General features: G+C 66.7%; 10 protein-coding genes and 1 riboswitch. All 10 genes read left to right on the top strand.

What is annotated here, in order from left to right; translation table 11 throughout:
* The first annotated feature begins 154 nt into the window (after window positions 1–154).
* The 10 genes from J2808_RS08240 (at window position 155) to J2808_RS08195 (ending at window position 11,067) form a co-directional block, all read left to right on the top strand.
* Window positions 155–529: an ArsR/SmtB family transcription factor gene (locus tag J2808_RS08240; RefSeq protein ID WP_309814464.1), complete on the top strand. Its 375-nt coding sequence runs from the start codon at window positions 155–157 to the stop codon at window positions 527–529.
* The gene (locus J2808_RS08235) at window positions 526–1,626 is read left to right on the top strand and encodes a cation diffusion facilitator family transporter (RefSeq protein ID WP_309814461.1); all 1,101 of its coding nucleotides are present in this window, start codon (window positions 526–528) and stop codon (window positions 1,624–1,626) included. The genes J2808_RS08240 and J2808_RS08235 overlap by 4 nt, the downstream gene beginning before the upstream one ends.
* Window positions 1,627–1,643: 17 nt before the next feature.
* On the top strand, window positions 1,644–2,063 hold the full coding sequence (locus J2808_RS08230) for a hypothetical protein (protein WP_309814458.1): 420 nt from the start codon (window positions 1,644–1,646) through the stop codon (window positions 2,061–2,063).
* 87 nt (window positions 2,064–2,150) lie between these two features.
* Complete coding sequence (locus J2808_RS08225) at window positions 2,151–2,735, top strand: histidine phosphatase family protein (RefSeq protein ID WP_309814455.1); 585 nt, start codon at window positions 2,151–2,153, stop codon at window positions 2,733–2,735.
* 71 nt (window positions 2,736–2,806) lie between these two features.
* Window positions 2,807–3,202 carry a LapA family protein gene (locus tag J2808_RS08220; RefSeq protein WP_309814452.1) on the top strand — a complete coding sequence of 132 codons (396 nt, stop codon included), beginning with the start codon at window positions 2,807–2,809 and terminating at the stop codon, window positions 3,200–3,202.
* Window positions 3,203–3,381: 179 nt separating this feature from the next.
* A riboswitch (glycine riboswitch) is annotated at window positions 3,382–3,479 on the top strand.
* A gap of 159 nt (window positions 3,480–3,638) precedes the next feature.
* Window positions 3,639–6,491 carry an aminomethyl-transferring glycine dehydrogenase gene (gcvP, locus tag J2808_RS08215; RefSeq protein WP_309814450.1) on the top strand — a complete coding sequence of 951 codons (2,853 nt, stop codon included), beginning with the start codon at window positions 3,639–3,641 and terminating at the stop codon, window positions 6,489–6,491.
* A gap of 34 nt (window positions 6,492–6,525) precedes the next feature.
* Entirely contained in the window at window positions 6,526–7,638 is a 1,113-nt protein-coding gene (gene gcvT, locus J2808_RS08210; RefSeq protein ID WP_309814447.1) for a glycine cleavage system aminomethyltransferase GcvT, read from the top strand.
* 168 nt (window positions 7,639–7,806) lie between these two features.
* Window positions 7,807–8,190 (top strand): glycine cleavage system protein GcvH, encoded by a 384-nt coding sequence (gcvH, locus tag J2808_RS08205; RefSeq protein WP_309814445.1) that lies wholly within the window; start codon window positions 7,807–7,809, stop codon window positions 8,188–8,190.
* Window positions 8,187–9,509: a serine hydroxymethyltransferase gene (gene glyA, locus J2808_RS08200; protein WP_309814442.1), complete on the top strand. Its 1,323-nt coding sequence runs from the start codon at window positions 8,187–8,189 to the stop codon at window positions 9,507–9,509. Before gcvH ends, glyA begins: the two co-directional genes overlap by 4 nt.
* 145 nt (window positions 9,510–9,654) lie before the next feature.
* A complete protein-coding gene (locus J2808_RS08195) occupies window positions 9,655–11,067 on the top strand; it encodes an L-serine ammonia-lyase (protein WP_309814439.1) in 1,413 nt (470 codons plus the stop codon).
* Window positions 11,068–11,078: the final 11 nt, after the last annotated feature.

Genomic DNA, 11,078 nt, shown 5'->3' with positions numbered 1-11,078 from the left:
GGGGTTGAACGGCTGTGACGGCGGTGCGGGGCACCGGCCTGGACATACCACTTCACTGACAACACTTTGAATATACCCCTAGGGGGTATATTGGTCAACCGTTTGGGATGCCATGTACTTGAGGCGCGGGCCACTTCTATGTAAGTATCTGCGTATGAATGCAGATACGAATACTTCCCGCCTCGCCGCGGACAGCCAGTACGTCGAACTGGCTGTGGAAGTCTTCGCCATGCTCGCCGATGCCACACGCGTACGCCTGATCCTGGCCCTCCGCGAAGGCGAACTGACCGTCAACGCGCTCGCAGGGATTGCCGGTAAGTCAGCCCCGTCAGTCTCCCAGCACCTGGCCAAAATGCGGCTGGCCCGGATGGTGTCCACGCGTCAGGAAGGGACCAAAGTCTTCTACCGGCTGCAGGACGGCCACGCCTGGCAGCTGGTGGCAGACGCCATTCACCAGGCCGAGCACGCACTGGGTACAGCCCCGCACCACGGCATGGCGCCGCACCCCAGGCAGGAGCCCGGAAGATGAGCCACAAGCCTGCCGCTGCCGGCAGCCACCCGCACGAGCACGGGGAAACGCTCGACGTCGGGCATCACCACGGTGAGGATACGCACCACGGCCACGAGGCGCACCACAGCCACAGCCACGGCCGCGACGCCCACACCCATGACTACGCAACCGGGCTCAAGGGTTGGCTCCAGCAACTGTTCGTTCCGCACTCCCACGACTCCGCAGACTCCGTTGATGACGCGCTGGAGAGCAGCGCCCAGGGCATCCGGGCCGTCAAAATCTCCTTGCTGGGCCTCGGGGCGACGTCGCTGTTCCAGCTGGCCATCGTCCTGATCAGCGGCTCCGTGGCGCTGCTGGCGGACACGGTCCACAACTTCTCCGATGCCCTCACCGCCGTCCCGCTCTGGATCGCGTTTGTCCTTGGACGCAGGCCGGCCTCACGCACCTTCACGTACGGCCTGGGCAAGGCGGAGGACCTCGCAGGCCTGTTCATTGTGGCCATGATCGCCCTCTCGGCGGTGGTGGCCGCCGTCGAATCCATCCGCCGCTTCTTTGAGCCGCAGCCCGTGCACAACCTGGGCTGGGTGCTGGCGGCAGGCCTGGTGGGTTTCGCCGGGAATGAGCTCGTGGCCATCTACCGGATCCGGGTGGGCCGCCGAATCGGTTCGGCGGCACTGCTGGCGGACGGCATCCACGCCCGGACCGATGGCTTCACGTCGCTGGCTGTCGTGGCGGGGGTCATTGGCATCTGGCTGGGCTTCCCGCTCGCGGATCCCATTGTTGGCCTGCTGATTTCCGCGGCCATCGGTGTGCTGCTGTGGGGCACCGTCCGCGACGTCGGCCGCCGGCTGCTGGACGGCGTCGATCCTGCCCTGTCGGACCGGCTCGCCGCACTGGTCGCCGACGAAGCGCCGGCGGGGAGTTCCTCCCGGCTGAGGTGGAGCGGCCACCACCTGCACGCGGAAATCAGCGTCCCGGCTGACGGCGGCGCGCACCTGGCGGAGTTCGCCGCCGTCGCGCATCGCCTGGAAGCGAGGGCGCGCGACTCGCTGCGCAATCTCGCCACGGTCACGGTGGTTCCCCTCGTGGGCGGCGTCCCGCCGCGGGACCGATAGTGCGTTAACTTCGAGGCATGGGGAACGAAGCGCTCAGCCTGACCATGCCCGTGGATGACTGGCTGATCATCGATGCGACCATCGACAACACGGTGGCCATGGCGTCCACGGACGGCGACGAATCGGTCGTTGCGCAGGGCGCGGAGATCCGCAAAGCCGGCTGGGCGGCCACCCGTGCGCACCCGCGGCACCAGGACGGCTGGGGCGGCTGGCCGCCCAAGGGTGACGAGCTCACCGTGGCGCTGCCGCAAGACGCGTGGCGGTTTGTGGTTCAGGAGCTGCACCGCTGGGAGCAGGTGGCGTCCGACGTCGGCGCTGCCGCCCCTGCCGCTGACGGGGAACCTGATCCCGGGGTGCCCGAGTCGCGGGGCCTTGCGGTGGCCCGGATGCTGGCGGAGCGCCTGGGCGCCTGGGCGCCTGGGCGGCTGAGCGTCTGAGCGCCTGAGCGGCTCTGCGTGACTGCAGGGCTACGGGCGTTCACGGCGTTGTCCGGGGCCCGCCCCGCGTCGGGGACAATGGAAGGCATGACCCTCACGACGTTCGCCCTCGTCCGCCATGGCCAGACTGACTGGAACGCGCAGCGCCGGCTGCAGGGCGGAACCGACATTCCCCTGAACGACGTTGGCCGCGGCCAGGCGCGCGACGCCGTCAGTGTCCTGTCCGGTCACGAATGGGATGCCGTGGTGTCCTCGCCGCTGAGCCGGGCCGCGGAAACGGCCAACCTCATCGCCGAGGGGCTCGGGATCAGCGTGGCCCGGCACGTTCCGGAGCTCACCGAGCGCAGTTTTGGGCAGGCGGAAGGCATGCAGGATGGCCCTGAGTTGGATGCGCTGCGCATTCCGGGCGGTTTCCAGGGCGCCGAAACCGAAGATGATGCAGCAAGCCGCGGGCTGGGCGCGCTGGAAGCACTGGCCGAGGAGTTCCGCGGTCGGCGCGTTTTGGTGGTGGCCCACGGCACCCTGCTGCGCGTGAGCCTGAGCCGAGCAATCGGCCGCACCCTGCACAGCATCGACAACGCCGTGCTTAACCTGGCCCACCACCACGCCGACGAGGGCTGGCACCTCGAGTATTACAACGGTGAGCGGCTGGCGGCCGACGTTCCGGCCTGACGGCCCGAAGCCCACACCGTCACCCGGCCCGGTTAACCCCGAAAGCCCGCGGAGAGGGAGACAATGACGGTATGAGTTCAGAAGAACCGCTGCAACCTTCCGAGATGCCTCCGCCGCCGCCGTCCCAGCCCAGGGACCAGCGGCCCGCGCCTGGCCCTGCACGAACTGCGCCGGGCACTGCACGTCCTGGCGATGCCGCTGATAAGACTCGGACAACCCGGGCCGCGGTCATCTGGAGTGCGGTGGCGGTCAGCCTCGTGGTGCTGGTGCTTTTGATCATTTTCTTTATCCAGAACCAGGACATGGTCGCGGTCCGGTTCCTGGGCTGGGAGGGCAGCCTCGCCCAGGGCGTGGCCTTCTTCATAGCTGCCGTCGGAGGCGGGATTCTTGTGGCCATCGCCGGCGGAGCGCGCATCCTGCAGCTGCGTCATAACGAAAGACGGCGGCGCAAGCGCTCCAACGCTTAGCCAGATAGCAACGCGGGGTCATTCCACGCCCAATACACCGCCGTTATCGAGCAAAAAGTGACCCCGCGTTGTGGTGAGGGATGGGAAAGTGTGATGTTCGTCCCGCCCCCAAGAATTGCAGGTAGCGGGAAATCCAAGTAAGCTGTGAGGCGTGTCACTGACGAAGTGGCACATGCTATTGATCTGCGGCGGGAGAGTTCTGCCGGTACGTTCAGCAGGCGCCGTAGGAGCAAATCCTCCCCAGGAATCTCTCAGGCCCACGTACCGCCGCGGTTAGGCAACTCTGGAAAGCAGTCCGGCAACGGGCTCACCGACGGTGCAAGTGCCACCCTGTAAAAGCAGGCGGCGCGGAAACTCTCAGGTCCCCTACAGAGCGGGGAGGAACCCGAATCAATGTGGCGTACCCAGCACGCCACCTGAATTATGGAGTTCCTTCATGACCGTTCAGTCGTCCCCCACCACCTTTGCCGACCGGCATATTGGCGCGCGCCGCCAGGCCGATATCGACACCATGCTCAAAACTGTCGGTTACGACACCGTTGATGGCCTTGTTGACGTTGCCGTTCCCGATTCCATCCGCCAGGCCAAGCCGCTTGCCCTCAAGGACGCCCTGAGTGAGGTTGAGGTCCTGGCTGAGCTGCGTAAGCTCGCGGGCAAGAACAAGACGGCTGTGCAGATGATCGGCCAGGGCTACTACGACACCGTGACGCCCGCCGTGATCCGCCGGAACATCCTTGAGGCGCCGGCCTGGTACACCGCGTACACCCCGTACCAGCCCGAGATTTCCCAGGGCCGGCTTGAGGCGCTGCTGAACTTCCAGACCATGGTCCAGGACCTGGTGGGCCTGCCGATCGCCAATGCATCCCTGCTGGATGAAGCCACTGCCGTGGCCGAAGCCGTCCTGATGATGCGCCGGGCGAACAAGAACAAAGAGGCCCGCGACGGCAAGACCGTCCTGGACGCCGACGTGATGCCGCAGACCATCGCGGTCGTCAAGGGCCGGGCCGAGGCCCTGGGCTTTGAGGTGGAGGTCGCTGACCTGTCCCAGGGCCTGCCGGAGGGTGTCATCAACGGCATCGTCCTGCAGCAGCCGGGCGTGTCCGGCCGGGTGTTCAACCACGCCGGCGTGATCGCCGCCGCCAAGGAACGCGGTGCGCTCGTGACCGTCGCCGCCGACCTGCTGGCCCTGACCCTGATCACCCCTCCCGGTGAGCAGGGCGCGGATATCGCGGTCGGTTCCACCCAGCGTTTCGGGGTGCCGCTGTTCTTCGGCGGCCCGCACGCGGCATACATGGCGGTTGCGAAGGGCCTGGAGCGGTCGATGCCCGGCCGCCTGGTGGGTGTGTCCAAGGACGACGCCGGTGTCCCCGCGTACCGTCTGGCGCTGCAGACCCGCGAGCAGCACATCCGCCGTGAGAAGGCCACGTCCAACATCTGCACCGCGCAGGCGCTGCTGGCCATCGTGTCCTCGTTCTATGCCGTGTACCACGGTCCGGACGGGCTGAAGGCGATCGCCGAGCGCGTCCACCACCACGCCCGCACCCTGGCCACCACGCTGAAGGCCGCCGGCCGTGAACTGGTCACCGAGACCTTCTTCGACACCGTCACGGTCTCCGTCCCGGGCAAGGCCGCCAAGGTCATCGCCGCCGCCGAAGCACGCGGCATCAACCTGCGCCACATCGACGAGGACACCATCGGTGTTTCCGCTGATGAAACCACGACGGCGGATGTCCTGTCCTCGATCGCCGTCGCCTTCGGCGCCGGTCCCGTGGTGGACGCGAAGGGCTTCGACCTGCCCGAGTCAGTGCTCCGCACATCCGAGTTCATGCAGCACCCGGTGTTCAACACGCACCGTTCCGAGACCCAGCTGCTGCGGTATATCCGCAAGCTCAGTGACCGGGATCTGGCGCTGGACCGAACCATGATCCCGCTGGGTTCGTGCACGATGAAGCTGAACGCGACCGCGGAGATGGAGGCGATTTCCTGGCCGGAGTTCGCCTCGATCCACCCGTTCGCCCCGGAGTCCCAGACGGTGGGCTGGCGCGAACTGATCAGCGGCCTCGAGAACGACCTGGCCGAGATCACCGGCTACGACCAGGTCTCCCTGCAGCCGAACGCCGGCTCCCAGGGTGAGCTCGCGGGCCTGCTCGCGATCCGCGGCTACCACCTGGCCAACGGCGATGCACAGCGCAACGTCTGCCTGATCCCGGCCTCCGCGCACGGCACCAACGCCGCCTCCGCGGTCCTGGCCGGCATGAAGGTCGTGGTCGTGGCCACGGCGGCTGATGGCAGCATTGACCACACGGACCTGTACGCGAAGATCGAGGCGAACAGGGACGCCCTGTCCGCGATCATGATCACCTACCCCTCCACCCACGGCGTGTACGACGCGGACGTGACCGAGATCTGCGACGCGGTCCACGCCGCGGGCGGCCAGGTCTATGTGGACGGGGCGAACCTGAACGCCCTGGTGGGGCTGGCGCAGCCGGGCAAGTTCGGCGGCGACGTCTCGCACCTGAACCTGCACAAGACCTTCTGCATCCCGCACGGCGGCGGCGGCCCCGGCGTGGGCCCGGTCGCGGCGAAGGCGCACCTGGCACCGTTCATGCCCGGGGACGCGAACAAGGCCGCCCACGAAGATGGGCACGGCGTGGCGATCTCGGCGTCGAACTTCGGCTCCGCCGGGGTTCTCCCGATCTCCTGGGCGTATGTGAAGCTGATGGGTGCCGAGGGCCTGACCGAGGCCACCAAGTCGGCCCTGCTCGCGGCGAACTACGTCGCGGCCCGCCTGAATGAGTACTTCCCGGTCCTCTACACCGGCGAGGGCGGGCTGGTGGCGCACGAGTGCATCCTGGACCTGCGCGAGCTGACCGGCAAGACCGGGGTGACGGCCGAGGATGTGGCCAAGCGCCTGATCGATTACGGCTTCCACGCCCCCACCCTGGCGTTCCCGGTTGCGGGCACCCTGATGGTGGAGCCCACCGAGTCCGAGGACCTGGCCGAGATCGACCGGTTCATCGACGCGATGATCACCATCCGCCAGGAAATCGACCAGGTCGCCAACGGGGACTTCAGCGTGGAGAACTCCCCGCTGCGGAACGCACCGCACACCGCGGCCGCCGTCGTATCTTCCGACTGGAAACGAGAGTACCCGCGTGAGCAGGCCGTCTTCCCGGTCCACCACCTCAAGCAGGACAAGTACTTCCCGCCGGTCGGCCGGATCGACGGCGCCGGCGGAGACCGCAACCTCATCTGCTCCTGCCCGCCGCTCTCCGAATTCGAAAACTAAATTCGCACCCCCGGCCGCATGAAAGGCTTATCCAATGACTGAGAACTACACCGCTCTGTACGAAGAGCACAAGAAACTCGGCGCCTCCTTCACCGATTTCGGTGGCTGGCAGATGCCGCTGAAGTACAGCTCCGAGCTGGCCGAGCACCACGCAGTCCGCAAGGCTGCCGGCCTGTTCGACCTCTCCCACATGGGCGAAGTCTGGGTCACCGGCCTGGAAGCCGGCGCGTTCCTGGACTACGCCCTCGTGGGCAAGCTCTCCGCCATCGCGGACGGCAAGGCCAAGTACTCGCTCATCTGCAACGCCGACGGCGGCATCATCGATGACCTGATCGTCTACCGTTTCGGCGACGAGAAGTACCTCGTGGTCCCCAACGCAGGCAACGCACCCACCGTCGCCGTCGCCCTGGCCGAGCGCGCCGTGGCCTTCAACGTGAAGGTGGAGGACGCCTCCGCGGCAACCTCGCTGATCGCCGTCCAGGGTCCCAAGGCCGAGGCCATCCTGCTCAAGCTGACCGATGAGGCCCAGCACGCGCTGGTCACCGACCTGAAGTACTACGCGTTCAACGAGCTCACCATCGCCGGCCACAACGTCATCCTGGCCCGCACGGGCTACACCGGCGAAGACGGCTTCGAGCTCTTTGTACCGAACGACGCCGCCGCTGACTTGTGGGCAAAGGTCGCCGAAGCAGGGGCCGAGTTCGGCATCATTCCGTGCGGCCTCGCGTCCCGCGACTCGCTGCGCCTGGAAGCCGGCATGCCGCTGTACGGCAACGAGCTGTCCCTCGAGCGTTCACCGTTCGACGCCGGTCTGGGCCCCGTGGTGGCGCTCAAGTCCAAGGAAGGCGACTTCGTGGGCCGCTCGGCCCTCGAAGCGTCCAAGGCAGCCGGGTCCAAGCGCAAGCTCGTGGGCCTGAAGGGCCTCGGCCGCCGCGCCGGCCGTGGCGGCTACCCGGTCCTCAAGGACGGCAACGTCGTGGGCGAAGTCACCTCCGGCCAGCCCAGCCCCACCCTCGGGTACCCTGTTGCACTGGCCTATGTCGACGTCGAGCACGCCGAACTGGGCACCGCCCTGGACGTCGACCTGCGCGGCAAGGCAGAGCCTTTCGAGGTAATCGCCCTGCCGTTCTACAAGCGCCAAAAGTAAGTCCTCCGCGCCTCTTGGGTCCGGAACCGGCAAACCGGAGTTCTCACGCGTGCTGCTCCTTCGTCGCTCTGACGCACGCTTTCGAAAACCCCGGTCCGCCGGTTCCTCGGGGATCACCCGGCCCAACCCGACCACCCACAGATTTTCGAAACGTAAGGATTGATACACATGGCTAAAGTTGCCGCTGAACTGAAGTACTCCGCTGAGCACGAGTGGATCGCCATTGACGGTGAAGGCCCGGCCCTTATTGGCGTGTCCGCTGTTGCTGCTGAGGCGCTGGGCGACATCGTTTACGTGGACCTGCCCGAGGTTGGCTCCACTGTTACTGCGGGGGAGACCTGCGGCGAGATCGAGTCCACCAAGTCCGTCTCGGACCTGTACTCCCCGGTCACCGGCGAGGTCACCGAGATCAATGACGAAGCCGTCAGCGATCCCGCCCTGATCAACTCCGATCCGTACGGCGCCGGCTGGCTGTTCAAGGTCACCGTGACCGAAGAGGGCCCGCTGCTGTCCGCGCAGGAATACGCCGAGGCCAACGGCGGCGAGCTGTGAGCGCCGCAGGGGCCACCGGCACAACAACTGTCGCTTTCGAGCAGGTCGTTTCGCCGTCCCTGGACGCCGACCTGAGCACGCTGGACCCTGAAATCGCCGTCAAGATCGACGACGAACTGGGCCGCCAGCGTGATGGCCTGGAAATGATCGCCTCGGAGAACCACACGGCCGTCGCGGTCATGCAGGCGCAGGGCTCGGTCCTGACCAACAAGTACGCCGAGGGCTACCCGGGCAAGCGCTACTACGGTGGCTGCGAGCACGTGGACGTCATCGAGCAGCTGGCCATCGACCGCGTCAAGGCACTCTTCGGTGCCGAGTTCGCCAACGTGCAGCCGCACTCCGGCGCACAGGCCAACGCCTCGGTCATGCACGCGCTGATCAAGCCGGGCGATACCATCATGGGCCTGAACCTGGCCCACGGCGGCCACCTCACCCACGGCATGAAGATCAACTTCTCCGGCAAGCTCTACAACGTGGTCCCGTACCAGGTCCGCGAAGACACCCACACCATTGACATGGCCGAGGTGGAGCGCCTGGCGCTGGAGACCAAGCCGCAGCTCATCGTGGCCGGCTGGTCGGCGTACGCCCGCCAGCTGGACTTCGCCGAGTTCCGCCGGATCGCTGACCTGGTGGGTGCGTACCTGATGGTGGACATGGCGCACTTCGCCGGCCTGGTGGCAGCTGGCCTGCACCCGAGCCCGGTGCCGCACGCCCACGTGGTCACCTCCACCACGCACAAGACCCTCGCCGGTCCGCGCGGGGGCATCATCCTCTCCAACGATCCCGCCATCGCCAAGAAGATCAACTCTGCGGTCTTCCCCGGCCAGCAGGGCGGCCCGCTGGAGCACGTCATCGCCGGCAAGGCCGTGGCCTTCAAGATCGCGGCCACGCCCGAGTTCAAGGAGCGCCAAGAGCGTGTCCTGGCCGGCGCCAGCATCCTGGCCGACCGCCTGGTCCAGCCGGACGTCACCGCCAAGGGGATCTCCGTGATCTCCGGCGGCACCGACGTCCACCTGGTCCTGGTTGACCTGCGCAACTGCGAGCTCGACGGCCAGCAGGCCGAGGACCGCCTGGCCGCGATTGACATCACCGTCAACCGCAACGCCGTGCCGTTCGATCCGCGCCCGCCGATGGTCACCTCCGGTCTCCGCATCGGCACCCCCGCCCTGGCCACCCGTGGCTTCGGCGAGGCAGCGTTCCGTGAAGTTGCGGACATCATCGCCGAGGCATTGATTGCCGACGCCGACGCGGACCTTTCCGGCCTGCGTCACCGGGTTGAGGCACTCGCCGCAGCCCACCCGCTGTACCCGGGGCTCTAGCCCCTCACCCGGTTTCGACAGGCTCAACCACCGGGGGCCCGGTTTCGACAGGCTCAACCACCGGGGGCCCGGTTTCGACAGGCTCAACCACCGGTGGTTGAGCCTGTCGAAACCCACTGATTTATAACTTAGTTAGGAAGTCATCATGGCCGTTGGAGTCTTTGATCTCTTTTCCATTGGCATTGGACCGTCAAGCTCGCACACTGTCGGGCCGATGCGCGCCGCTGCTGTTTTTGCGGAGGAAGTGAAGGCGGCCGGCGTCCTGGACAGGGTCGCGGGGCTGCGGGTGGACCTGTATGGGTCGCTCGCTGCAACGGGCCACGGCCATGGCACCATGACGGCCATCCTGCTGGGCCTGGAGGGGTACCACCCCGAAAAGATCCTGCCGGCCGAGGTGGAGGAGCGGCTCGCCGCCATCGCCGAGACCGGGATGCTGCAGCTTGCCGGCGCCGGTGAAGGGGGAGGCGTGCAGCTTCCGTACGGCGTGACGGACATGATCCTGCGCCCGCTGACCGTCCTGCCGCGGCACACCAACGGCATGACGTTCACCGTCAGCGACGAAGCCGGCGAGGTCCTGCACAAGGCCACGTTCTTCTCCGTGGGCGGCGGCTTCATTGTCCGCGAAGGCGAAGAGGACGCGGCCCTGAAGGAACTGGACGAGTCCAAGAAGGAACTGCCGCTGCCGTTCCGCACGGCGGCGGAGCTCCTGGGCCGGTGCCAGTCCAAGGGCCTGTCCATCGGGGATGTCATGTTCGTCAACGAACGCGCCTCCCGCACCGAGGAAGAGATCCGCGAAGGGCTGCTGCACATCTACTCCGTCATGGAGGAGTGCGTGGAAGTCAGCCTCAAGCGTGAGGGGCTGCTGCCCGGCGGACTTAAGGTCCGCCGTCGTGCGCCTGACTGGCACGAACGCCTCCTGAAGGAGGACAAGGACCGCGACCCCAAGTACTGGCAGGAATGGGTGAACCTGATCGCCCTGGCGGTCAACGAGGAGAACGCGTCCGGCGGCCGGGTGGTCACCGCCCCGACCAACGGTGCGGCCGGGATCATCCCTGCGGTCCTGTATTACGCGCTGCATTTCGCCCCCGGAATGGACAAGGCCACGCAGGAAGACCGCGACGACGTTGTGGTCAAATTCCTGCTCACGGCCGCTGCCATCGGGGTGCTTTACAAGGAACAGGCGTCCATTTCGGGCGCCGAGGTGGGCTGCCAGGGCGAGGTGGGCTCGGCGTCGTCAATGGCGGCGGCAGGGCTCGCAGAAGTCATGGGCGGCACAGTCCAGCAGGTGGAGAACGCCGCGGAAATCGCGATGGAGCACAACCTGGGCCTCACGTGCGATCCGATCGGCGGACTGGTGCAGGTTCCCTGCATCGAGCGGAACGCCATCGCGGCGGCGAAGGCCATCAACGCGGCAAAGATGGCGCTCTGGGGCGACGGCACCCACCGGGTGTCGCTGGACGAGGTGATTGTGACCATGCGGGAAACCGGCAGGGACATGAGCTCCAAGTACAAGGAAACAGCCATGGGCGGCCTCGCCGTCAACGTAGTGGAATGCTAAGGAAAGAGAAC

This window comes from Pseudarthrobacter sulfonivorans (assembly GCF_031454915.1).
Lineage (GTDB): Bacteria > Actinomycetota > Actinomycetes > Actinomycetales > Micrococcaceae > Arthrobacter > Arthrobacter sulfonivorans_C.
This window is presented reverse-complemented; position numbering and strand designations above follow the sequence as displayed.

What these genes read in the sequence shown, in the direction of transcription:
- J2808_RS08235 (WP_309814461.1), top strand. Translation starts at nt 526, where the DNA reads ATGAGCCACAAGCCTGCCGCTGCCGGCAGCCACCCGCACGAGCACGGG.
- J2808_RS08230 (WP_309814458.1), top strand. Translation starts at nt 1,644, where the DNA reads ATGGGGAACGAAGCGCTCAGCCTGACCATGCCCGTGGATGACTGGCTG.
- J2808_RS08225 (WP_309814455.1), top strand. Translation starts at nt 2,151, where the DNA reads ATGACCCTCACGACGTTCGCCCTCGTCCGCCATGGCCAGACTGACTGG.
- J2808_RS08240 (WP_309814464.1), top strand. Translation starts at nt 155, where the DNA reads ATGAATGCAGATACGAATACTTCCCGCCTCGCCGCGGACAGCCAGTAC.
- gcvP (WP_309814450.1), top strand. Translation starts at nt 3,639, where the DNA reads ATGACCGTTCAGTCGTCCCCCACCACCTTTGCCGACCGGCATATTGGC.
- J2808_RS08220 (WP_309814452.1), top strand. Translation starts at nt 2,807, where the DNA reads ATGAGTTCAGAAGAACCGCTGCAACCTTCCGAGATGCCTCCGCCGCCG.
- J2808_RS08195 (WP_309814439.1), top strand. Translation starts at nt 9,655, where the DNA reads ATGGCCGTTGGAGTCTTTGATCTCTTTTCCATTGGCATTGGACCGTCA.
- gcvH (WP_309814445.1), top strand. Translation starts at nt 7,807, where the DNA reads ATGGCTAAAGTTGCCGCTGAACTGAAGTACTCCGCTGAGCACGAGTGG.
- gcvT (WP_309814447.1), top strand. Translation starts at nt 6,526, where the DNA reads ATGACTGAGAACTACACCGCTCTGTACGAAGAGCACAAGAAACTCGGC.